The 22,223-nt window shown below is 73.1% G+C and carries 19 protein-coding genes and 1 pseudogene; 14 read left to right on the top strand and 6 right to left on the bottom strand.

Going from position 1 to position 22,223, the window contains the following annotated elements; genetic code table 11:
• The first annotated feature begins 8 nt into the window (after positions 1 to 8).
• The 10 genes from ACGWYJ_RS18825 to ACGWYJ_RS18780 all read left to right on the top strand — a co-directional run bounded on the left by ACGWYJ_RS18825 (position 9) and on the right by ACGWYJ_RS18780 (position 9,813).
• Positions 9 to 518 carry a (2Fe-2S)-binding protein gene (locus ACGWYJ_RS18825; protein ID WP_395107350.1) on the top strand — a complete coding sequence of 170 codons (510 nt, stop codon included), beginning with the start codon at positions 9 to 11 and terminating at the stop codon, positions 516 to 518.
• The gene (locus ACGWYJ_RS18820; RefSeq protein WP_395107349.1) at positions 518 to 1,900 is read left to right on the top strand and encodes a xanthine dehydrogenase family protein molybdopterin-binding subunit; all 1,383 of its coding nucleotides are present in this window, start codon (positions 518 to 520) and stop codon (positions 1,898 to 1,900) included. Before ACGWYJ_RS18825 ends, ACGWYJ_RS18820 begins: the two co-directional genes overlap by 1 nt.
• Positions 1,901 to 1,903: 3 nt before the next feature.
• Positions 1,904 to 2,920 carry a xanthine dehydrogenase family protein molybdopterin-binding subunit gene (locus ACGWYJ_RS18815; protein WP_395107348.1) on the top strand — a complete coding sequence of 339 codons (1,017 nt, stop codon included), beginning with the start codon at positions 1,904 to 1,906 and terminating at the stop codon, positions 2,918 to 2,920.
• Positions 2,910 to 3,767: an AAA family ATPase gene (locus ACGWYJ_RS18810; RefSeq protein ID WP_395107347.1), complete on the top strand. Its 858-nt coding sequence runs from the start codon at positions 2,910 to 2,912 to the stop codon at positions 3,765 to 3,767. The genes ACGWYJ_RS18815 and ACGWYJ_RS18810 overlap by 11 nt, the downstream gene beginning before the upstream one ends.
• Entirely contained in the window at positions 3,760 to 4,875 is a 1,116-nt protein-coding gene (locus tag ACGWYJ_RS18805) for a VWA domain-containing protein (protein WP_395107346.1), read from the top strand. The genes ACGWYJ_RS18810 and ACGWYJ_RS18805 overlap by 8 nt, the downstream gene beginning before the upstream one ends.
• 28 nt (positions 4,876 to 4,903) lie before the next feature.
• On the top strand, positions 4,904 to 5,803 hold the full coding sequence (locus ACGWYJ_RS18800) for an amidohydrolase family protein (protein ID WP_395107345.1): 900 nt from the start codon (positions 4,904 to 4,906) through the stop codon (positions 5,801 to 5,803).
• A gap of 53 nt (positions 5,804 to 5,856) precedes the next feature.
• The gene (locus tag ACGWYJ_RS18795) at positions 5,857 to 6,138 is read left to right on the top strand and encodes a YciI family protein (RefSeq protein ID WP_395107344.1); all 282 of its coding nucleotides are present in this window, start codon (positions 5,857 to 5,859) and stop codon (positions 6,136 to 6,138) included.
• Between the two features lie 137 nt (positions 6,139 to 6,275).
• A complete protein-coding gene (locus ACGWYJ_RS18790; protein WP_395107342.1) occupies positions 6,276 to 8,540 on the top strand; it encodes a xanthine dehydrogenase family protein molybdopterin-binding subunit in 2,265 nt (754 codons plus the stop codon).
• Positions 8,537 to 9,001 carry a (2Fe-2S)-binding protein gene (locus ACGWYJ_RS18785; protein WP_395107341.1) on the top strand — a complete coding sequence of 155 codons (465 nt, stop codon included), beginning with the start codon at positions 8,537 to 8,539 and terminating at the stop codon, positions 8,999 to 9,001. The genes ACGWYJ_RS18790 and ACGWYJ_RS18785 overlap by 4 nt, the downstream gene beginning before the upstream one ends.
• Positions 8,998 to 9,813, top strand: coding sequence for an FAD binding domain-containing protein (locus ACGWYJ_RS18780; RefSeq protein WP_395107340.1), 816 nt, complete (start codon positions 8,998 to 9,000; stop codon positions 9,811 to 9,813). The genes ACGWYJ_RS18785 and ACGWYJ_RS18780 overlap by 4 nt, the downstream gene beginning before the upstream one ends.
• A 64-nt stretch (positions 9,814 to 9,877) precedes the next feature.
• Here the strand turns inward: ACGWYJ_RS18780 and ACGWYJ_RS18775 are convergent, their stop codons facing one another.
• The 3 genes from ACGWYJ_RS18775 to ACGWYJ_RS18765 all read right to left on the bottom strand — a co-directional run bounded on the left by ACGWYJ_RS18775 (position 9,878) and on the right by ACGWYJ_RS18765 (position 13,925).
• Positions 9,878 to 10,684: an endonuclease/exonuclease/phosphatase family protein gene (locus ACGWYJ_RS18775; RefSeq protein ID WP_395107339.1), complete on the bottom strand. Its 807-nt coding sequence runs from the start codon at positions 10,682 to 10,684 to the stop codon at positions 9,878 to 9,880.
• 90 nt (positions 10,685 to 10,774) lie between these two features.
• The gene (locus tag ACGWYJ_RS18770) at positions 10,775 to 11,251 is read right to left on the bottom strand and encodes a hypothetical protein (RefSeq protein ID WP_395107337.1); all 477 of its coding nucleotides are present in this window, start codon (positions 11,249 to 11,251) and stop codon (positions 10,775 to 10,777) included.
• Positions 11,252 to 11,687: 436 nt separating this feature from the next.
• Positions 11,688 to 13,925: an MMPL family transporter gene (locus ACGWYJ_RS18765; RefSeq protein ID WP_395107336.1), complete on the bottom strand. Its 2,238-nt coding sequence runs from the start codon at positions 13,923 to 13,925 to the stop codon at positions 11,688 to 11,690.
• A gap of 208 nt (positions 13,926 to 14,133) precedes the next feature.
• Between ACGWYJ_RS18765 and ACGWYJ_RS18760 the strand changes: the two genes are divergently transcribed.
• Both ACGWYJ_RS18760 and ACGWYJ_RS18755 read left to right on the top strand, forming a co-directional pair.
• Entirely contained in the window at positions 14,134 to 15,351 is a 1,218-nt protein-coding gene (locus tag ACGWYJ_RS18760; RefSeq protein ID WP_395107335.1) for a sensor histidine kinase, read from the top strand.
• A 47-nt stretch (positions 15,352 to 15,398) separates the two neighbouring features.
• Positions 15,399 to 16,046, top strand: a complete 648-nt coding sequence (locus ACGWYJ_RS18755) for a response regulator (RefSeq protein ID WP_395107334.1) — start codon at positions 15,399 to 15,401, stop codon at positions 16,044 to 16,046.
• 21 nt (positions 16,047 to 16,067) lie between these two features.
• Here ACGWYJ_RS18755 and ACGWYJ_RS18750 read toward each other — a convergent pair whose 3' ends face one another.
• The gene (locus ACGWYJ_RS18750; RefSeq protein WP_395107333.1) at positions 16,068 to 18,263 is read right to left on the bottom strand and encodes an acyl-CoA dehydrogenase family protein; all 2,196 of its coding nucleotides are present in this window, start codon (positions 18,261 to 18,263) and stop codon (positions 16,068 to 16,070) included.
• Between the two features lie 265 nt (positions 18,264 to 18,528).
• Here ACGWYJ_RS18750 and ACGWYJ_RS18745 point away from each other — a divergent pair, with 265 nt between their 5' ends.
• On the top strand, positions 18,529 to 18,936 hold the full coding sequence (locus ACGWYJ_RS18745; RefSeq protein WP_395107332.1) for a hypothetical protein: 408 nt from the start codon (positions 18,529 to 18,531) through the stop codon (positions 18,934 to 18,936).
• A gap of 30 nt (positions 18,937 to 18,966) precedes the next feature.
• On the opposite strand, the gene ACGWYJ_RS18740 is transcribed toward ACGWYJ_RS18745, so the two are convergent.
• Entirely contained in the window at positions 18,967 to 19,503 is a 537-nt protein-coding gene (locus tag ACGWYJ_RS18740) for a hypothetical protein (protein ID WP_395107331.1), read from the bottom strand.
• Positions 19,500 to 19,637, bottom strand: coding sequence for a hypothetical protein (locus ACGWYJ_RS18735; RefSeq protein WP_395107329.1), 138 nt, complete (start codon positions 19,635 to 19,637; stop codon positions 19,500 to 19,502). The genes ACGWYJ_RS18740 and ACGWYJ_RS18735 overlap by 4 nt, the downstream gene beginning before the upstream one ends.
• Positions 19,638 to 19,762: 125 nt before the next feature.
• Between ACGWYJ_RS18735 and ACGWYJ_RS18730 the strand changes: the two are divergent.
• Positions 19,763 to 21,226 (top strand): annotated as a pseudogene (locus ACGWYJ_RS18730) (ATP-binding protein); the annotation flags it as partial.
• Between the last annotated feature and the right edge of the window lie 997 nt (positions 21,227 to 22,223).

The following is a 22,223-nucleotide window of genomic DNA, read 5'->3' as shown; positions in this document are numbered from 1 at the left end:
GGGATCGCATGCCGTCCAGGATCGTCACGCTCAGGGTGAACGACGCCGAGCGGGAGCTGATCGCCAAGCCGTCGACGACGCTGCTGAGCGCGCTGCGCGAGTCGTTCGGGCTGATGGGGGCCAAGCGCGGGTGCGCGCAAGGGGGCTGCGGGGCCTGCACGGTGCTGCTGGACGGCAGGCCGGTGGTCTCGTGCCTGATCCCCGTGGTGACGGTCGAGGGCTCGACGGTGCGGACGGTCGAGGGCCTGGCCGACGGCGACCGGCTCACCGACGTGCAGGAGGCGTTCGTCGACCATTTCGCGACGCAGTGCGGGTTCTGCACCCCCGGAATGATCATGTCGGCGACCGCCCTGCTCGACCGGAACCCGAACCCGGCCCGTGAGGACGTCACCGAGGCGATCTGCGGCAACGTCTGCCGCTGCACCGGCTACGAGCCGATCGTGACCGCCGTCCTGGCGGCGGCCGAACGCCGCCGCGCCGCCGAAGGCGCCACCGAGCTCACGGAGGCCGAGGTCTGATGGCACGCTTCACGCCGATCGACACCGAGTACTTCAAGGGCGAGCGCACCGGTGGCGACTTCACCGTCATCGGCTCGCCCGTCCAGCGTTCGGACGCCCGCGCGCACGTCACCGGCCGTACGGCCTTCTTCGAGGACCTGACGGTGCCGGGGATGACCCATGTGAAGATCCACCGCTCCACGCGGCACCACGCCCTGATCGACCGCGTCGACGTCTCGGGCGCCCTTGAGGTCCCCGGGGTGCTCCGCGTGATCACCCATGAGGACGTGCCGGCCAACTGGTACACCGTGCTGCGGCTGATCGGCGTCGGGCCCGACGACGAGCCGGTGCTGGCCGAGGACCGGGTCCTCTACCGCGGGGAGCCGATCGTCGCGGTGGTCGCCGAGACCGAGGAGGCCGCCCGCGAGGGCGCCGCCCGGGTCGCGGTGGACTACACCGACCTGCCCGCCGTCCTGGACGTGGAGGAGGCGCTGGCCGACGGCGCCCCCATCATCAAGCAGTCCGGCACGAACCATTTCGTGTACGAGGGCCACCGCTGCCGCCGGATCCGCTTCGGCGACGTCGAGCGGGGCTTCGCGGAGGCGGACCGGATCATCGAGGGGCGCTACGCCTCGTCTCCGATCGAGCACGCGCCGGTCGAGCCGACCGGCTGTGTCGTGGTCCCGCAGGGCGACGGCCGGCTGCGGATCCACACCAACACCCAGGCCGCGTTCTTCACCCTCGACAACACCGCGCTCATCCTCGACGTCCCGCCCACCGACCTGCGCGTCGTCGGCGGGACGGTGGGGGGCGGGTTCGGCGGCAAGGTCGACGTCATCGTGGAGCCGCTGGCCTGCCTCGCCGCCATGCTGACCGGCCGGCCGGCCAAGTACGTCTACAGCCGCGCCGAGGAGATGCAGGTGTCGTCCACGCGCGCGGCCGAGCGCATCTACATCAAGGACGGCGTCATGGACGACGGCCGGATCGTGGCCCGCAAGATCACCCTGTATGTGGACGCGGGCGCGTACTCCCGGCACAGCCCGTACGGCACCACCAAGGCAGCGGCGCACATGCCCGGCCCGTACACGATCCCGAACGTCCACGTCGACGCCCACTGCGTGTACACGAACCGGACGCCGTCCAGCGCCATGCGCGGGTTCGGCGTCACGATCGGCGACTTCGCGCTGGAGTCGCACATGGACAAGGTCGCGCGGGAGCTGGGCATGGACCCGCTGCGGCTCCGGCTCAAGAACGCCTACCGCGACGGCGACATGAAGGCGCACCGCAAGGTCGCGTCCGGCGCGGCCCTGGTCGAGGTGATGCAGCGCGCGGCCGAGCTGGTGGGGCACGACCTGCCACCGGAGTACCGGGCGATGTCGTCGGCCGGGCGATCGGAGGTCTGAGCGATGGCACTGCGACGCGGACGCGGGTACGCGGCGGTGAACTACCCGACGGGGATGAACCTCGGCGGTGACCCGTCGCAGGCGCTCGTCCACGCGACCACGATGGGCGGGTTCGTCGTCACGCTGTCGTCGGTCGACCTCGGTCAGGGGCTGCGGACGGTCATCGCCCAATGCGCGGCCGAGACCCTCGGCATACCGATCGAGAACGTGATCATCGACACCGCCGACACCGACACGGGCCCGCACTGCATGGGGACGTTCGCCAGCCGCGGCACCCACCGGATCGGCAACGCCGTGATCATGGCGGCGCGCGAGGCCAGGGACGTCATGCTCCAGGTCGCCGGCGAGGAGCTGGAGGTCGACGCGGAGGACCTGGAGACCGACGGCACCGGGTTCATCCGTCTCAAGGGCTCGTCGGAGAAGAGGATCCACGTCAGCGAGGTGGCGCTGGCCGCCCATTTCCGGCAGGGCCGGACCATCTCCGGACGGGGCATCTTCCTCAAGGAGCCGAGCACCCCGGTGCCGGAGACCGGTGAGATGGACCCGGACTCCTGCCAGGCGCACGCGTGCACGGTGGCCGAGGTCGAGGTCGACGACGAGACCGGCGTCATCGAGGTGCTGCGGCTCTACAACACCTACGAGGTGGGCCGGGCGCTGAATCCCGCCCTGGCGACGCAGCAGGTCGAGGGCGGCGCCTGGATGGGCCTGTCGCACGCGCTGTTCGAGTCGACCGAGCCGTACTATCCGGACTCGCGCGAGCACGGCCCGATCGACTTCACCGAGTACCTGATGCCGGGTCCCGCCGATCTCCCGTCGCAGACGAGCGTGTTCCTGGAACGGCCCGCCGACAACGGGCCGTTCGGGGCCAAGGGGATCGGCGAGATGACGGCGAACGCGCCCATCCCCGCGATCGCCAACGCCGTGTACGACGCGGTCGGGGTGCGGCTGACGAGCATGCCGTTCACCCCCGAGAAGGTGCTGCGCGGACTCGACGCCCTGCGGGCCGGTCATGCCGGGTGACCCGGACACGCTGGACCGGCGGCTGACCGCCGAGGGCTACCTCGCCGACGAGGGCCTGCTCACCGCCGTCCACCTGGCCCGCGCGCTGGAGCTGCCGCTGCTCCTGGAGGGCGAGCCGGGGGTCGGCAAGACCGAGGTCGCCGGCGTCCTGGCGCGGGTCCTCGGCCGCGAGCTGATCCGGTTGCAGTGCTACGAGGGACTGGACGCCTCCCAGGCCCTGTACGAGTGGGACTATCCGAAGCAGTTGCTCCACCTGAGGGCGGCCGAGGTGGAGGGGCGCGGCGTCGGTGACCTGTACCGGGACGAGTTCCTGCTGGAACGCCCGTTGCTGCGGGCTTTGCGGGCGGAGTCCGGCGCGGTGCTGCTGATCGACGAGATCGACCGCTCCGACAGCGAGTTCGAGGCGTTCCTGCTGGAGTTCCTGAGCGACTTCCAGATCACCATCCCCGAGCTGGGCGCCATCGGCGCGGCGAGCGCGCCGCTGGTCATCCTCACCTCCAACCGGACCCGCGAGCTGCACGACGCGCTCAAACGCCGCTGCCTCTACCACTGGATCCCGTTCCCCGACGCGGAACGGGAACGCGCGATCATCCGCGCGCAGGCGCCCGGCCTGGACGAGCGGAGCGCGTCCCGCCTCGTCGCCGCCGTCCACCGCATCCGCGGGCTGGCCCTGCTGAAACGCCCCGGGATCGCCGAGTCGATCGCCTGGGCCCGCGGCGCGCAGGTCCTGGTCCGCGAGGGCTCGACCTGGCTGGAGGCGGCACGCCGGTCGGTGGGCCTGCTCGTCAAGCACGAGGAGGACCTGGCGCTGGTCGGCCGCCACGCCGCGGAGGTCTTCGGTGACTGACCGGGACCTGGCCGCGCGCATCGCCGATCACGTCCACGGTTTCCTCCGCGACCTGAACGAGCGGGGCATGCGGGTGCCGGTGCCGAAACAGCGAATCTTCCTCCAGGCGATCGAGGCGGTCGGGCCACGTGACACCGCGCGTCTCTACTGGATCGGGCAGGCCACCCTCACCACGTCCCGTGACGACCTGGAGGTGTACGTCCCCACGTTCGAGCGCTGGTTCGGCGAGGTGGCGGCGGCGCCCGTCCGTGAGCGGGAACCCACCGACGACGAGGTGCCCGCGCCGCGCGGGAAGGGACGGGACGGCTCCCTCACGGCGGCGCTCGGCGGTTCGGCGGGCCTGGCGGCCAGCCCCTCGGAACGCGAGGGACGCCCGGCCCTCGGCACCGCGAGCGAGGACGACCGGACGATCCTCGCGCTGCTGCGGCGCGAGCTGCCCGGCGCCGCGCCCACGATCCGGTCCCGGCGCCGGAGACCCGCGCGGCGGGGTCCGTGGATCGACATCGCCGCGATCTGCCGCGAGTCCCGGCGCGGCCACGGCGAGATCGTGACGCTGCGGCGGCGGAACCGTCCGTGGCGGCAGCGCCGGGTGCTGCTGCTCATCGACGTGTCCGGGTCGATGAAGCGGCACAGCGCGGACTACCTCCGCTTCGCCCATGTGGTGGTCCGCCGCCTCGACCGCGCCGAGGCGTTCACCTTCGGCACCCGGCTGACCCGCGTCACCGAGGCGCTGCGCGCACGGGACGTGGACGCGGCGGTCGGCTCGCTCGGCGGCATCGTCCTGGACGCCGAAGGGGGGACCCGGATCGGGGCGTCGCTCCAGGAGTTCCTCGGCAACGCCCGGTACGTCACGATGGCGCGCGACGCCCTGGTCATCGTGCTCTCCGACGGCCTGGAACGCGGCGACTGCCGTCCCATGGAGGCGGCCGCGCGGCGGCTGTCGCTGCTGAGCCACCGGCTGCTGTGGTGGTCGCCGCTGGCCTGCGACCCCGCGTACCGGCCGGTCACCCGCGGCATGTCCGCCGTGCTCGGCAGCGTGGACGCGCTCGCGGGCGTACGCGACCTGCGCACGGCGTACGAGCAGGTGCGAACCCTGGCCAAGAGGTGATGCAGAGGTGATGGAGAGGTGATGCGGCATGCCGCGCTACACGGGTGACATCGTCGACTCGCACCACCACGTCTGGAGGGCCGGGGACCTGCCGTGGCTGTCCGGCCCGATGGTGCCGCGGATCTTCGGGCCGTACGAGCCGATCAGGAGGGACTACCTGATCGGCGAGTACATCGCCGACGCCACGGCCTCCGGGATCGGCGAGTCGGTCTACGTGCAGACGAACTGGCCGCTCGACCGGGTCGTGGACGAGGTGCGGTGGCTCCGCGACGTCCATGAGGAGACGGGCTGGCCGATGGCCGTCATCGGGTCCGTCGACCTGTTCGACGCGAACGCCCCGGAGACCATGCGGCGGCAGGCCGCGCTCACACCGCTGCTCCGGGGCACCCGGCAGCAACTGCACTGGCACGAGCGCCCGGAGTTCCGCTTCGCCGACGCGCCCGACCGTATGAAGGACCCGGTCCTCCGCAAGAACATCGGCGCGCTCGCCGACCTCGGCTGGCTGTTCGAGCTCCAGGTCTTCCCCGAGCAGATGCCGGACGCGGCCAAGCTGGTCGCGGCCTTCCCCGGCGTCACCTTCGTCCTCGTCCACGCGGGCATGCTCATCGGCCACGAGTACCTCGGCCCATGGCGGGCCGGGCTCGACGCGCTGGCCGAGGCGCCCAACGTCGTCGTCAAGCTCACCGGGCAGGGCACCTTCGTCCACCGGGTCGATCCCGATCTCCTCTCCCTGGTCGCCGGTGAGGTGATCGACCGCTTCGGCGCCGACCGGGCCATGTTCGGCACCAACTTCCCCGTCGAGAAGATCTGGACCGCGATGCCGCCGCTCGTCGAGGCGTGGAAGGACGCGCTGGCCCACCTGCCGCCCGCCGACCAGCACGCCGTCTTCGCCGGCACCGCCCGGCGGGTGTACGGACTGCGCGCCTGAACGAGATCACCCGAAGCCCGCACCATCCAGCAACACGACAGAAGGAGAACCGCATGGCACTGTTCGTCCTGACCTACGGCTACAACGACACCCCGGCGCGGGCGGAGCGCCGCGACGACCACGTGGCGCACCTCAAGAAGCTCGAAGCGCAGGGCAGCCTCGCCGCCGCCGGCCCGTACGAGGACCTGACGGGCGGCATGATCATCCTGCGCGCCGAGGACGAGGCCGCCGCCCAGGCCCTCGTCGACCAGGACCCCTACACGCGGTTCGAGGTCACCAAGGACCGCATGCTGCGTGAGTGGCGCGTGACGGTCGGATCGCTCGACCCCGCCTGACCACCCGGGGCACGGTCTCCGCCCCCGGGGATCGGGAGCGCGCCCGCCAAAAAACCGTGGCGATTGATGCGGAGCTTGATTGCCGTTTCAACTAGGCATGTGGTCTGATCGGCCCACGGCGAGTTTGGAGGCGATTCATGAGCATCATGGGCACGCGGGTGGCGCGCGTCGAGGACCCGCGGCTGCTGACCGCCGGGGGCACCTATACCGACGACCTGCGCGAGCCGGAGCTGGCCGGGGCCGCGCACGTCACGTTCGTGCGCAGCCCGATGGCGCACGCGCGGATCACCGAGATCGACGTCTCCGCGGCGCTGGAGTCGCCCGGGGTCGTCGCGGTGCTGACCGGCGCCGATCTCGACGACCCCCCGGCGCCCACCCCGGAGGCCCCGACCCCCGAGCCCCTGCTGGCCACGGACACGGTGCGGTACGCGGGCGAACCGGTCGCGATGGTGATCACCGACGGCCGCGGCCAGGGGGAGGACGCCGCCGAACTGGTGAGCGTGGACTACGACCCGCTGCCGCCGGTCGTGGACTTCGACACCGCGCTGGCCGGAGAGACGCTGCTGTTCCCGGCCGCCGAGTCCAACGTGATCGCCGCCGGCGGGGCCGAGGAGGCCGACGCGGCCGCCTTCGACGGCTGCGACGTCGTGGTGGAGCAGTCGTTCGTCAACCAGCGGGTCGCCCCGGTGCCGCTGGAGACCCGCGCCGCCGCCTCCGTCTGGGCGGACGGCAAGCTCACCGTGTGGCTCAGCACCCAGAACGCGCAGATGTCGCGGGACGCCATCGCCGGCGCCGCCGGGCTCGACGCCTCCGCGGTACGGGTGATCACGCCCGATGTGGGCGGCGGGTTCGGCGCCAAGATCGGCGTCGACCGTGACTGCATCGCCGTGGCCTGGGCCGCCAAGAAGACCGGGCGGGCGCTGCGCTGGGTGGAGACGCGCAGCGAGAACATGGTCGGCATGACCCACGGCCGCGGCCAGCGCCATATCGTCAGGCTCGGCGGGGACCGGGACGGCCGGATCAAGGCGTACCGGCTCGACCTCGTCCAGGACGCCGGCGCCTACCCGCGTATGGCGCCGTTGCTGGCGACGTTCACCTCGATGATGGCCAGCGGCGTGTACGACATCCCGCACGTCGAGACCAGGTTCCAGGTCGCGCTGACCAACACGACGCCGATCTCCGCCTACCGCGGGGCGGGGCGCCCGGAGGCCACCGCGGCGATCGAGCGGGCGGTCGACCTGTTCGCCGCCGAGATCGGGATGGACCCGGCCGAGGTGCGGCGCCGCAACTTCATCCCGCCGGACAAGTTCCCCCACACCACGCCCGGCGGCGCCGAGTACGACAGCGGCGAGTACGCAGCGGCGCTGGACAAGGTGCTGGACGCGGTCGGCTACGACGAGCTGCGCGCCGAGCAGGCCCGGCGCCGGGAGAGCGGCGACCCGGTGCAGCTCGGCATCGGCCTGTCCGCGTACGTCGAGATCACCGGCGTGCTGGCGGAGGTGGGTGAGACGGGGCGCGTCGTGGTGAACCACGACGGCACGGTGACGGTCTTCACCGGCAGCTCGCCGCACGGGCAGGGGCACGCCACCGCCTGGGCGATGCTCGTCCAGGACGAGCTCGGCGTGCCCATGGACAAGGTCACGGTGCTGCACGGCGACACCGACGCGATCCCGGTGGCGGTCGGCACCTTCGGCTCCCGGTCGCTGCAGCTCGGCGGGACCGCCGTGTACCAGGCCGCGAAGGACGTCAAGGAGAAGGCCCGGGAACTGGCCGCCGACGAGCTGGAGGCCGACAAGGCCGACCTGGAGTTCGACGCGGACGGCGGGGTGTGGCGGGTCCGCGGCGTGCCGGACGTCGGGCTGGACTGGGCGCGGATCGCCGAGCTGGCCGGTCCCGACGGGCTGGCCGCCGACGCCCACTTCGCCCCCGGCAAGACCACGTTCCCGTTCGGCGCGCACGTCGCCGTCGTGGAGGTCGACACCGAGACCGGGAAGACCCGGCTGGTGCGGCACGTCACCGTCGACGACGCCGGGCCGGTGGTCAACCCGATCCTGGCCGAGGGGCAGCGGCACGGGGGCATCGCGCAGGGCGCCGCGCAGGCGCTCCTGGAAGAAGTGCGTTACGACGCGGACGGCAACCCCGTCACCAGCACGCTCATCGACTATCCCATCATCACCGCGGCGGAACTGCCCAGCTTCGAGCTGGTGCGGATGGAGACCCCCACGTCCCTCAACCCGCTGGGCGTGAAGGGCATCGGCGAGGCGGGCACGATCGGGGCCACACCGGCGATCCAGAACGCCGTCGTCGACGCCGTCGCACATCTCGGGGTACGCCACATCGACATGCCGACCACGCCGGAACGGGTGTGGACCGCGATCAACGAAGCGAGGGCCGGAAAGTGAAGGTGACCATCACGGTCAACGGCGAGCCGATCCAAGAGGACGTGGAGGACCGCACCCTGCTCGTCCACTTCCTGCGGGACGTCGCCGGCCGTACCGCCACCAACGTCGGCTGCGACACCACCTCGTGCGGTGCCTGCACCGTGCTGCTCGACGGAGAGTCGGTCAAGTCGTGCACCGTCCTCGCCGCCCAGGCGGACGGCGGCGCGGTCACCACCGCCGAAGGGCTGGCCGGCCCGGACGGCGAGCTGCATCCGGTGCAGCGGGCCTTCCACAACGAGCACGGCCTGCAATGCGGCTTCTGCACGCCCGGCATGATGATGGCCGCGGTCTCGCTGCTCAAGGAGAATCCGAACCCGTCCGAGGAGGAGGTGCGGGCCGGCCTGGAGGGCAACCTCTGCCGGTGCACCGGTTACCACAACATCGTCCGCGCGGTGCTCGCCGCGGCGGAGGAGGAGAAATGATCCCGGCGACCTTCACCTACCGGCGGGCCGAGTCGGTGGACCAGGCCATCGAGCTGGTCGCGGAGCACGGTGACGAGGCGAAGCTGCTGGCGGGCGGCCACTCCCTGCTGCCGCTCATGAAGCTGCGCCTCGCCGTGCCCGAGGTGCTCGTGGACATCGGCCGGATCCGCGACCTGTCCTATGTCCGGGACGGCGGCGACCACATCGCGATCGGCGCGCTCACCCGCCACGCCGAGCTCGAACGCTCCGAGCTGCTGTCCCGGGAGCTGCCGCTGCTCGCGTACAGCGCGGGCCAGGTCGGCGACCCGCAGGTACGTCACCGCGGCACCATCGGCGGGTCGCTGGCGCACGGCGACCCGGCGTCCGACCTGCCCGCCGTGGTGCTCGCGCTGGACGCCACGCTGGTGGCCCGGGGCCCGAACGGCACGCGCGAGTTCCCCGTGTCGGAGTTCTTCCAGGGCCTCTGGGAGACGGCGCTGGAGCCGGACGAGCTGCTCACCGAGATCCGGATCCCCAAGCCGGCGGCGTCCGGGTGGTCGTTCCAGAAGTTCACCAAGCGCGCCATCGACTGGGCGATCGTCGGCGTCGCCGTCCAGGGCGACGCGGTCGCGCTGATCAACATGGGCGCGACGCCGTTGCGGGCCACCGCGGTCGAGCAGGCGCTGGCCGCCGGGACGCCGGTGCCGGAGGCGGCGCGGCTGGCCGCCGAAGGCACCGAGGCGCCGGGCGACCTGAACGCCGGTCCCGCCTACCGCGAGCATCTGACCCGCGTCCTGGTCCGCCGGGCCCTGGAGGAGGCCCGCACCCGGTAGTCCGATCTCAGCCGCCCCGGCCGGGCCGCCCCTTTCGGGACGCGGCCCGGCCGGGGCGTCGTCGTCACCGGTGCCTGAGGTCGAGCACCAGGGCGCGGTGGTCGGACACCTCGGGCTCGGCCGGGATGTCGAATCGTTCGACGGCGGCGGGGTCGGAGACCAGCAGGTAGCCGGCGTGCCGGAGCGGTTTGGGGTAGCGGGAGGTCCGGGTGTCGGCCTCGCCGACCAGGTCGGTCAGCCCGAGGCCGGCGAGGATCTTGAAGGTTCTGCTGCCGGGGAGCAGGTTGAAGTCGCCGCACACCACGGTCACGTCGCCGTCCCGGCGCGCCTCCTCGACGAGCGCCGCCAGCCGTTCGGCCTGCGCGTCGCGGGCCGGGGTGTCGGCCTTGCCGCGCGGGTCGCGCAGGCCGTGGAGGTTGACGACGGTGACGAACCGCCGCGTCGCGGGGTCATGCACGCGCACCGCCAGCGCGACACGGGGCCGGCCGTCGGTGGGCCACTGGTCGCCGTGTTCGGTGTAGTCGCCGTGGACGAACCCCGATCGCACGCCGACCACGGTGAAGGTCTCGGCGACGAAGGTGGCCAGGCCGAAGTCCTGCCGGTGCTGGCGCCGCCGCTGGTCCTGGACGGGGCCGGCGTCGCTCGCGACGAAGAGCCCGTGGTGGTGCGGGAGGCGGGAGCGGACGTCGGCCAGGAGGTTCGCCCGCTGGGGCAGCGACCGGTCGGCGTCGTCGAAGCGCGTCCAGCCGCCGAGGGACGGGGTGTGGGTGACCTCTTGCAGGCACAGGATGTCGGCGCCGCACGTGTCCAGCCAAGGCCCGAGATCGTCGAACAGCGCGCCGCCCCAGGCGTTCAGGGAGATGATCCGCACGTGAACCAAATCTAGGGCCCGTGGGCGCGCGGCGGCACGGCCGGGTCTCTCACCGGCCGGCCGCCGCGCAGTTCAGGGTGCCTGGCTTCGTCAGCGGCAGTTGCCCCAGGTGTAGCGGCCGCCCGTCGCGTTCCTGCCGTTGGGCAGGCGCATGCTCGCGAAGTACTTGACGCACTTCTTGCCGGCGTAGAGCTTGACGGGCCCGGCGTAGTACTTGAAGCTGCCCCGGTCGGTGACGGTCGGACCGTGCCTGACCCCGAGCGTGGCGGACATCGGCGTCCTCCTCCCGACGAAGGCGGACTTGATCGCCACCACGCAGTTCTTCCTCGTCCTGTGGCTGTAGAGCAGGTAGACGTGGCCGTAGGTCCGGTAGCCGTAGGTGATCCTGCGGTGGGCCTTGCCGTGGATGCCGCCGCGGTCGGAAACGATGTGGTAACCGGGCCCGCACAGGCGCTGCGGGCTGTAGGGGTGGGCCCCCGCCTGCGCTGCCGGGACGGCGACGAGCGGCGCGACCGCCGCGGCGAGCGTACCGACGCCCAGGGTTATACGGCGAACTGAGGTGCGCATTTCTTTTCCTCCCGATTTCGGTTCGGCAGAACCTTCACAGCTAAGACCCGCGAGCGAATCGAAAGGTTGACAACCGAGATCGAGAATTCCTGGATAAACGACCGGGGCGCGCGTCCCGGCTCGTTTATTTCACCATTCTTCGGCAGTCACGCGGAAAGGCGGAAAATCGCCTCTTGGCGAGTTGCCGGTAGGCGTGGGCGACTTCTTGGAGAAAGGCGGTGTCGCTGGCCATATGGACGAACAGCAGCGTCATGGTCGCCAGGACCACGACCGGAAGGCGGGCGGCGCCCCGCGCGCGGCGGCCCCGCGGCGCGGGGCCGCCGCCAGCGCGAACCCGGCGGCTAGCAGTAGTGGAACTCGGTGCGGGTAATACCGGGCCGGTATTTGTGGTTGCGGCACGCGGCCGCCACACCGGTCGGCCCTCGGGCCGGGTCGATCATCGCGCTCCCGACCGCGGTCGCGTCAGGGTCCTGACCCGGGCCTCGCCGTCGATCCCGGTCCCGGCCCGGGGGGCGGCGGGCGCCGTGGAAGAGCGGCGGCCGGGCATCCACCAATTGGCCTTGCCGCACAGTTCCATCACCGCGGGAACGAGGATCATGCGGACGATGGTGGCGTCGATCAGCACGGCGACGGCCATCCCCAGTCCGACCTGCTTGACCGAGACGTCGTGGCCGAGCAGCGAGGTGGTGAAGACGGCGATCATGATGGCGGCCGCTGCGGTGATCACCTTGGCGGTGCGCGCCACCCCGTGGGCGACGGCCGTCCGGGTGTCGGCGGCGCGCTCGTACTCCTCGCGGACCCGGGAGATCAGGAAGACCTGGTAGTCCATGGACAGCCCGAACAGGACCGGGAACATCACCATCGGCACCCAGGCCGTGATCGGCATGTCGGTGGCGAACCCGAGGGCCGTGCCCAGCCAGCCCCACTGCACGACCGCGACGATCACACCGTAGGCGGCGCCGATCGACAGCAGGTTCATCACGGCCGCCTGGAGCGCGATCGTGACCGACCGCACCAGCGCGACCAGCAGCACCATGGACAGCCCGATGACGACCACGATCATCAGCGGCAGGCGCGAGCCGACCTCCTCGGCGAAGTCGATCGTGCCGGCGTTCGGGCCGCCGACGTGGACGCCCTCGCCGCCGGGCGCCTTGGGCAGCACGTCGTCGCGGAGCCGGTGCACCAGGTCGACGGTCGCCTCGTCCTGGTACCCGGTCTCGGGGAAGGCCATGAAGGTGGCGGCCCGCCCGTCCCGGCTGACCTGCGGAGGCGTCGTGTAGGCGATGCCCTCCGTACCGCTGACCGCTCGCACGAGGGGACGCAGATCGGCGTCCTTGGAATCAACCCGCGTGGCGAAGACCAGGGGCGCGCCGTATCCGGGACCGAAGCCCTCGCTGAGGATCGTGTACGAGGTGTAGCTGCTCCTGTCGTGAGGCTGGACACTGGCGTCGGGAAGGCTCAGCCGCATCGACAGCGTGGGCGCGGCCAGCAGCAGCAGACCCGCGCCCGCGAGCGACGCGGCGACCAGGGGATGGCGTTGCACCACGCCGGCCCAGCGCTCGGCGGGGGCACGGCGCTCGCGGGACGGCGCACCGGCCGCCTCGTACCGGCGGTCGCGGCGGCGGTCCGCGCGGGACGTGCGGCGCGGCAGGCGGAGCGAGCCGATCCTGTGGCCGGTGAACCCGAGGAACGCCGGCAGCAGGGTCACCGCGGCGACCATCGTCACCAGCACGGTCACGGACGCGGCGACGGCCACCCCGGTCATCAGCCGCTGTCCCATCACGACCAGGCCCAGCAGGGCGATCACGACGGTGGTGCCGGCGAACAGCACCGCGCGCCCGGCCGTGGCGATGGCGGCGGCCGTGGCGTCCTCGGGCCCGTCGCCGTCCCGCAGGCACTCCTTGTAGCGGGTCACGATGAACAGGGCGTAGTCGATGCCGACGCCGAGGCCGATCATCGCCGCGAAGACCGCGGTGAAGTCCGGCGCGGGGACCACATGCCCGACCAGTTTCATCAGGGCGATGCCGCCGAGGATCGCCAGCAGCGCGGTCACGATCGGCAGGCCCATCGCCACCAGGGACCCGAAGGCGATGAACAGGATCACCGCCGCCGCCAGGACGCCCACGCTCTCGGCCGGTCCCTGCGGGGGCGTCTCGGCCTTCTCCGCCTCGTCCCCGCCGAGCCCCAGTGTCACGCCGTCGCCCGAGGCGTCCTTCACCGTGGCCACCAGCGGCTCGACCTGGGACTTCTCCGGCTCCTTGACGGTCAGCGGAATGGTCGTGCGGGCGATCCTGCGGTCCGCCGTCACCAGGGTCCGGTCCTGGTACGGCGACACCACCGGTCCCGTGACGGGCGAGGCGGCCAGGTCGGCGACGACCTTCTCGATCCTCGGCCGGACGGCGGGGTCGTCGATCCCCCGTTCCGCCTTGATGGCGAGGGTCAGCGTGTCGCCCTGGTGCTCGGGGAAGTGCCGCTCGATCAGCTCCTGCGCCTTGGCGGATCCGGAGTCGCCCCCGGAGAAGTCGTTGTCGGAGGCGGCGCCGTAGCCGAAACCGGCGTACGCCAGCGCGATCACGCCGACGATCCAGGCCAGGACGACCGTCCGGCGGCGCCTGTAGCAGAACCTCGCCAGGCGCGCCAGGACCCCGTCCGCACGGGGATTCTTGGCTGTCATCGGATTCTCCTCAAGTCACATCGGTGACGCAGAGTGCGCTTCATGGCGGGATCGTCGCGCCGTTGGGGTGCCCGCGGCTTCTGACGGCGAACGGCGGCGAGTACGTAATCGGGCGTAGTGGGTTCAGGTCCCGCTACGCCTGCCGGTGGAGCGCTTTCGCGCTTTGAGGGGGAGCCCCGTTCGCGGGGCCGAACTGTACGATCGCGCCATGAAACGCCGCGCCGGATCGTTCTCTCCGCGAGTGGTGGCGCAGGACGTGGCGCTCGCGCTCTTCATCACCGTGATGCAGGTGCAGGGCACGGTCGCCCGCGTCGCCGCCGAGGGGGCACTGCGCCCGCTCAGCGACGTCGGTAACCTGGGGTTCGCGCTCCTGGTGGTGAGCGGTCTGGCCCTCGCCGTCCGCCGCCGGTGGCCGGTCGCGGTGTTCGTCACCGTCGCGCTCGCCAGCCTCGTCTACTACGGCTTCGACTTCCCCGACGGGCCGGGATGGCTCGCGGTCTTCTTCTCCCTCTACAGCCTCGCCGCCTACGGTGACGGGCGCCGGTCGCTGGCGATCGCCGGCGCGGGCATCGCGGTGCTGGCCGTCGGGTGGCTGGTGGCGGGTGCCGACGTCGAGCCGCGCGCCGCCATCGGCTGGGTGTTCTTCCGCATCGGCGCCGCGGTGATGAGCGCGGCCCTCGGCGAGTCCGTGCGGTCCCGGCGGGTCATCGCGGTGGAGGCGCAGAAACGCGCGGAGCTGGCCGAACGGACCCGCGAGGAGGAGGCGCGCGCCCGGGTCGACGCCGAACGGCTCCGGATCGCGCGCGAGGTCCACGACACCGTCGCGCACGCCATCGCGATCATCAACGTGCAGGCCGGGGTCACCGCTCACGTCCTCGACAAGCGGCCCGAACAGGCCCGCGACGCGCTCAGGACCATCGAGCAGACCAGTTCCCGGGCGCTGCGGGAGATGCGGGCGATCCTCGGGGTGCTGCGCGACGGCGACGACGACCGCGCGCCGCACCCGGGCCTGGAGCAGATCGGCGAGCTCGCCGCCAAGGCACGCGACGCCGGGCTGGACGTGACGCTCGAAGCGACCGCGCCCACGGCGCCGCTGCCCAGCGCGGTGGGCAGCGCCGCCTACCGCATCCTCCAGGAGTCGATCACCAACGTGATCCGCCACGCCGGCCCGACCCGGGTGAGGGTCGCGCTGAGACCGGGAACCGACGTCCTGGAGATCCGCGTGACCGACGAGGGCCGCGGTGCCGGGTCCGGCCATGCCCCGGACGCCCGGGAGGCCACGGCCGCCGGGCCCGGACGGGGAATCCTCGGCATGCGGGAGCGCTGCCGGCTGCTCGGCGGAGACCTCCACGCCAGCCCCACCCCGGACGGGGGCTTCGAGGTCACCGCGCGGCTTCCGCTGGTCCCGAACGGGTCGCACCCGTGAACGCCGGGTCCGCGACGCCGCCGGCCAATGGTCCGATCAAGGTCCTGGTGGCCGATGACGAGCGGCTCGTGCGCTCCGGCCTCAAGCTGCTGATCGACGTCGAGGACGACGTGACCGTCGTCGGTGAGGCGACCAACGGCGCCGAGGCCGTCGAGCGGGCCCGCGCCGTGCGTCCCGACGTCGTCCTCATGGACATCCGCATGCCGAGGCTGGACGGCATCCAGGCCACGGCCCGGATCACCGAGACGCGCGGGCTGGAGCGCGTGCGGATTCTCATCCTCACCACCTACGACACCGACGCCCACGTGTTCGACGCGCTCCAGGCCGGTGCGAGCGGCTTCCTCCTCAAGGACGCCGGCCCCGCCGAGCTGCTGCACGCCATCCGGGTGATCGCCGCGGGAGAGGCGCTGCTGGCGCCGCGCATCACCCGGCGCCTCATCGGCCAGTTCACCGCGCGGCGGACGGCGGCCCAGGCGGCGGAGGACCGGCTCGCCGTTCTCACCGAGCGCGAACGCGAAGTGCTCGGCCTGGTCGGGCGGGGCCTGAGCAACGACGAGATCGGCGCCGAGCTGCATCTCAGCCCGGCCACCGCGCGCACCCACGTCAGCCGCGCGATGGTCAAACTGGGCGCCCGTGACCGCGCGCAGCTCGTCGTCATCGCCTACCAGACGGGACTGGTCACCCCCGACTGTTGACCCGCGCCCGCCGGCCCGGGGTCATGGCGTCCCGTGGTCCGCCACGTCCAGGTCATGGGTGACCCAGTTCCAGACGCCGTCGGGACCGAGCGGGACCAGTCGTTCGCCGAGGAGGCGTGCCCAGTGCCGGTCGCCGCCGAGCTCGTCCCGCCAGGACCACAGCCGGCGGGTGGCCAGGTGCAGCGGATGCTCCCGCGTCACCCCGATCGCGCCGTGCAGTTGGTGCGCGCCGCGTGCGACCTCGGTGGCCGCCATGCTCGCGATGACGAACGCCGCGGCGGCACGGTCGACGTCCGTGCCGTCCCGGCTCGCCGCCACCGCCGCGTCCACCGCCGTGCGCGCCAGCGTCAGGTGCGAGTCCATCCGGGCGAGGATCCCCCCGACCGCCTGGAAGGCGATCAGCGGACGGCCGAACTGCTCCCGCACGGTGATGTGCGCGACGGTGTGGGCGATGGCGGTCTCCAGGGCGCCGACGATCGCCGCCGCCCGCAGCAGGACACCGGTCGCCGCCAGCCCGTGGACGTCGGGCACGGGGCCTGCGACGTCCTCGCCGCCGACAGGGACCTCCTCGAAACGCACCAGGTCGCGGGGCTCGCCCGCGAGGTTGGTCCCGGGTTCGCGCAGCACTCCCGGCGCCTCCGGGGCCAGGGCGATGAGGACGACGGCGCCGGTGGCGTCCCGCGCGGGCACGACCAGGCGCCGCGCGGCGCAGCCCCACGGCACGCGGGACACGGTGCCCGAGAGGGAGCCGCCGTCCAGCGTGGGGAACTCGCCGTGGGGCAGCGCGACGGTCGCGATGTCCTCCGTGAGGGGCCGCCCCGCCTGGGCGAGCAGCATCCGCGCCCAGGCCGTCTCCGCGAGGGGCACGGCCACCGTGTGCCGCCCGCACGCCTCGACCAGTACGGCCAGGTCGCCCAGCTCGCCGCCGGAGCCGCCGCGTTCCTCCGGCGTCCCCACACCGGGCCACCCCAGCTCGGTCACGGTGCTCCAGACCGGGGCCGGCACGGCGGGCTCGCCCGGCGGGTCGCCGCCGTGCCCGTCCAGGACGTCGTCGGCCACCGACCGCAGCCCCGAAGGATCACCGGGCCGTCCGGGTTCGGTGGCCGCGCGGGCGATGATGGTGCGCAGCACCTCGGTGGAGCCACCGCGGATGGTGAAACCGGGCGCGGCCAGCACCCCCTGCGCGAGGAGCCCGGCCTGGCCCGGCGCGGACGGGTCGGGCTCGACCTGGAGCACGGCCCGTGCCAGCTCGTTGACGTCGCCCTCGAACACGGTGCCGAGATCCTTGAGCATCGCGGCCTGCCGTATGGGCGCCTCACCCGCGTCCATGGCCACCACGATCCGCCACGCCAGGCGCCGCAGCGTCGCCAGGCGGGCCAGCGTCTCGCCGATGCGGGCGGCCACCTCGGGGGTGGGCCGGTCGGCCGCCGCCACGGTCGCGGCCAGCAGCGGGTAGGTGCTCAGCACCCGTTCCATGCCGCCGCGCTCGAACGCGAGCTGCTCGGTGACCTGCTTCCAGCCGTTGCCGGGAGTTCCGAGGACGTGGTCGTCCGGCACGAAGACCCCGTCGAAGGTCACCTCGTTGAAATGGTGGTCGCCGCGCAGGTCGTGGATGGGCCGCACCTCCACGCCGTCGGCGGCCAGGTCGACGATGAACTCGGTGAGCCCCTCGTGCTTGGATCCGCTGGAGTCGGTACGGGCGAGCACGTAGGCGTGGCTCGACCTGTGGGCGTGGCTGGTCCAGATCTTGCTGCCGCGCAGCCGCCAGCCTCCCTCGACAGGCTCGGCCACCGTCCGCACGGACGCCAGGTCGGAACCGGACTCGGTCTCGCTCATGCCCAGGCAGAACGTCACCTCGCCACGCGCGATCCGCGGCAGGTAGGCGCGCCGCAGCGCGGCCGAGCCGTGGCGGAGGATCGCGGGGCCGATCTGCCGGTCGCCGATCCAGTGCGCGGCCACCGGCGCGCCCGCGCGCAGCAGCTCCTCGGTCACCACCAGCCGTGACGCGTTGGACCTCCCGCCGCCGCCCAGCTCGGGGGGCCAGGTCATGCCGATCCAGCCGTTGGCCGCCAGCGCCTCGCTGAAGGCGGGGTCGTGCCCGCGCAGCCAGGCGTCGCACTGGGGCGTGAACCGTCCCCGCGCCAGCCACTCCTCGACCAGCGCCCGCACCCGGGCCCGCAGCGCCCCCAGATCCTCGCCGAAGGAAGGCGCCGTCACCGGGCCGCTACCGGACACTCGGACCCGGCGCTGGACGACGCTGTGGCTGGCTTCATCGTCGATTCCCTCCGGCGGAAGCGGGCCTGACCCGGGCGTCCCGGGCGGTGAACATGACATTCCTAGCAGATCGGATCTTTCCCGAAGACGCCGGAGCCTCATGATCGCCATCAGGTTCGTTCGGCTTCCGCGCCGCCGGGGGCCGTTGTGGCGCTAGGGTTCGGCTGTGGCACGACACCGTAGGGATCCTCAAGGCTTCCTGAGGATCATGATGGCGGCCGGCGCGATCGCCATCGCCGTCGCGCTGCTGGCCGTCGGCGGTTACGCGCTGTGGCGCGCCGTCGACACCGCCGCCGACCCGGTGAGCGCCGGCATCGCGCCCCAGAGCAGCGAGAGCCGGCCCGCCTCGCCGACGGCCGTGCCGGTGCTCGCCCTCGCGGTCACCGGGACGCGCACCCGCGTGTACGTCGCCAAGCCGGGCGACGGCGAGATCCTCGTCAGCCGGGTCATGGCACGAGGCGAGACCTTCGTCAGCGACGAGCGCCGGCTCGCCGTGGTGGTGGAGGACGGGAGCGCGGTGCGGATCCGGGTGAACGGCAAGGCCCGTCCGCCCGCGGAGCCCGGTGTGCGCGTGGCCTTCACCGTGGACGGCGACCGGACCGCGTCCGGCGCCTGAGGCCGCACCCGCGCTTTGCGGCTCAGCGGCTCAGGGCGCGCTGTCGAGGATCAGGAGGAGTTCGGCGGCCCGATGCCGGGTGATGGCGCCCTCGCGGGTCCGGGTCCTGACCTTCCCCTCCAGGCGGGCGACGCCGTACCTCACCTCGCGGAGGTCGTCGGGATCGACGCCGCGTCGCAGGTCCGCGATCACGTTGCCGAGGTCGCGGGCGACGTCGGGGCGGATCTCGCCGACGCTCAGCCCCTGATGGACCGAGGTCTCCAGGCGCCGCAGCAGGTCGGCGAACCGGCCGTCCGGCACCCTCGGCACGGTACGGGTGGGCCCGCGGTGCTCGGGCCGGGGCGACGGCCGGGACTCGCCGTCCGGTGCCGGGGAGACGGTCATCGCCGTGGGCCAGGACGACGGCGCCGGCGCGCCGGTGTCGTCCGGGCCCCTTTCCAGCGGGGCGAACGGGACGGACTCCCGGCCGGGTATGGCCCTGTCGATCGTGCCCTGGAGCGTCGCGGCGGCCACCGACGCGGCGACCAGGCCGCCGGCGAGCATGGCGTGCGCCCGCTGGGCCCTCACGGGGAGATCCTGGACAGCGAGGAGATCGGTTCGGCCGCGAGCGAGAAGACGTCGGCCGCCTCCTCCGGACCGCCGCGCTCGCCGAGCCGTTCGAGGAGCCGATGGCGTCCGTCGAGCCGCGTTCCCGGTTCCACTGCACCACCTCGTCCGCGTGCCGGTGGCCTGAGGGGCCTACCCCTGGTACGCGGTAGGTGACATCGAGGTTCGGTCGGACGTCACGGCGTTCGGCGCCTTGGGGGCGTCGCCGTAGGCTGGGGGCGTGGGTCCCGTTCTGACCTTGCTCGACGGCGTGCGCTGGCGGGGGGAGCGCGTGATCGGGGATCGCGCGCAGACCCTCCTGGCGGTACTCGCCCTGTACGGGCGGTCGGGCGCCGGCGATGAGCTTCTCGTGGAGGAGCTGTGGGGGGACGGGCCGCCCGCGAACCCGACCAAGGCGCTCCAGGTGGTGGTGTCGCGGACCCGCGCCGCGACCTCGCCCGGCGCCGTGGTGCGGACGGCGCGCGGGTACCGGCTGGGCCTGGCCGACGAGGACGTGGACGTGCTCCTCCTCGGCACCCTGGTGGAGCGGGCCCGTGACGCGCTGGGCGAGGGCGACGCCGCCCTCGCGCGCCGCCGGGCCGAGGAGGCGCTGGGCCTCGCGGCGAACGGCGTGGCGGCGTCCACCGGCCCGCTGGCCGATGTGAGGGCCCTCGCCGCCGGGCATCTGGCCGAGGCACGCCGCCTGCTGGGCATCGCGCTGTGCAGGAGCGGCGACCATGAGGGGGCGCTGCCCCTCTTAGAGGAGGCGGCGACGGCCCGGCCGCGCGACGAGGACCTTCTCGCCTGCCTGCTGCGCAGCGAGGCGGCGGCCCGCGGAACGGCCGCGGCGCTGGAACGCTACGCCCGGTACCGCGCGGAGCTGAGCGAACGCCTCGGCGCGGACCCGGGGCCCGAGCTGGCCCGCGTGCACGCCGAGCTCCTCGCCGCCGACCGGCCGGTACGGGAGGGACTCCGGTTCGACGACGCTCCGCTGCTCGGGCGCGACGACGACATCGGCGCCGTCCACGCCCTGCTCCAGGCGCACCGGGTGGTCTCGATCGTCGGTCCCGGGGGCCTCGGCAAGACGCGGCTTGCCCATGTCGTGGGCTGGAGGGCGCCGCAGCCGATCGTCCACTTCGTCGAGCTGGCCGGCGTCTCCTCCGCGGAGGGCGTGGTGGGCGAGGTCGGTTCGGCGCTCGGGGTGCGCGACCCGGTCAGCGGGCGCCACACGCTGACCCCCGAGCAGCGGGCCGACGTTCGCGCCCGCATCGCCCAGCGCCTCGGCCGGGCGCCGGCGCTGCTGATCCTGGACAACTGCGAGCATGTGATCGAGGCCGTCGCCGACCTGGTCGCCCTTCTCGTCAGGGCCACCCGCGACCTGCGCGTGCTCACCACGTCCCGCGCGCCCCTGGCCATCCCCGCCGAGCGCGTCTACCCGCTGGGCGTACTGGGCGTCGAGGACGCGGTCGAGCTGTTCCGGCAGCGGGCGACGGCGGCCCGCCCCGGCGCGAGGCTGGACGAGCGCGCGGTCACCGGCATCGTCACCCGGCTCGACGGGCTGCCCCTCGCGATCGAGCTGGCCGCCGCCAAGGTCCGGGCCATGTCGGTGGAGGAGATCGGGCGCCGCCTCACCGACCGGTTCGCCCTGCTGCGCGGCGGCGACCGCAGCGCGCCCGACCGCCACCAGACGCTGCTCGCGGTCATCGACTGGTCGTGGAACCTGCTGGAGGAGCCGGAACGGCGGGCCCTGCGCCGGCTGTCCCTGTTCGGCGACGGCTTCACCCTCGCCGCGGCCGAGCGGGTCCTGGGCCCCGGCGCCCTGCGCGCCGTGGACGCGCTGGTCGAGCAGTCGCTGCTGAACGTGCGGGAGACGGAGTACGGGCTGCGCTACCGGATGCTGGAGACGGTCAGGGAGTTCGGCCGGATGCGGCTGGCGGACTCCGGCGACGAGGCGGAGGCACGAAGAGCGCAGCGGGCGTGGGCGACGGACTACGCCATGGGCAACGCCGCGCTGATGTTCACGAGGGACCAGTTCGCCGTGGTGGACGCGCTGCGGGCGGAGGAGGGCAACCTCTCCGAGCTGCTCCGCCAGGCGCTCGGCGAGCCCGACCCGGAGACGGCGGTGCAGTTGCTGAACGGCGTCGGCGCCCTGTGGTCGGTGCGCGGCGACCACGCGCGGATCATCGCGCTCGGCGACGCGGTCGCGCGGGCGCTCACCGGCTGGTACCCGCCTCCGGAGCTGGAGGAGGCCACCCGGGGCGCGCTGCTGATCGTCCTGATGAACATGCTGGCCCTCACCGGTGACCGCTACGAGGAGCTGCGGGACCTGCTCCGCAGGCTGCCCCTCCACGACACGACCGACGGCCGCGTCGCCGCGTGGTCGAGGGTGCTGCCGGCGAGCGACCCGTCCGGCGGCGCGGGCGCGCGGCGGCGGCTTGAGGAGCTGCGCTCCAGTCCCGACCGTCACGTCGCGATGATCGCGGCGCAGCTGAGCACGTACGTCCTGGAGAACGCGGGCGACCTGGCGGGGGCGGTCGAGGCGGGCCGGCAGGCGCTGGCCCTGACGCGCGAGGAGGACGGGCCATGGTTCCCGGCCATCCTGCACGCCGGACTCGCGCAGACCACGATGCTGACCGGGGACCTCCGGCGGGCGGTCGGCCATGCGCGGGCCGCGCTCCCGGCCCTCGGCCGGATCGGCGCGG

Origin of the sequence: Actinomadura sp. SCN-SB (assembly GCF_043906805.1) — a bacterium.
Classification (GTDB): Bacteria; Actinomycetota; Actinomycetes; order Streptosporangiales; family Streptosporangiaceae; genus Spirillospora.
This window is presented reverse-complemented; position numbering and strand designations above follow the sequence as displayed.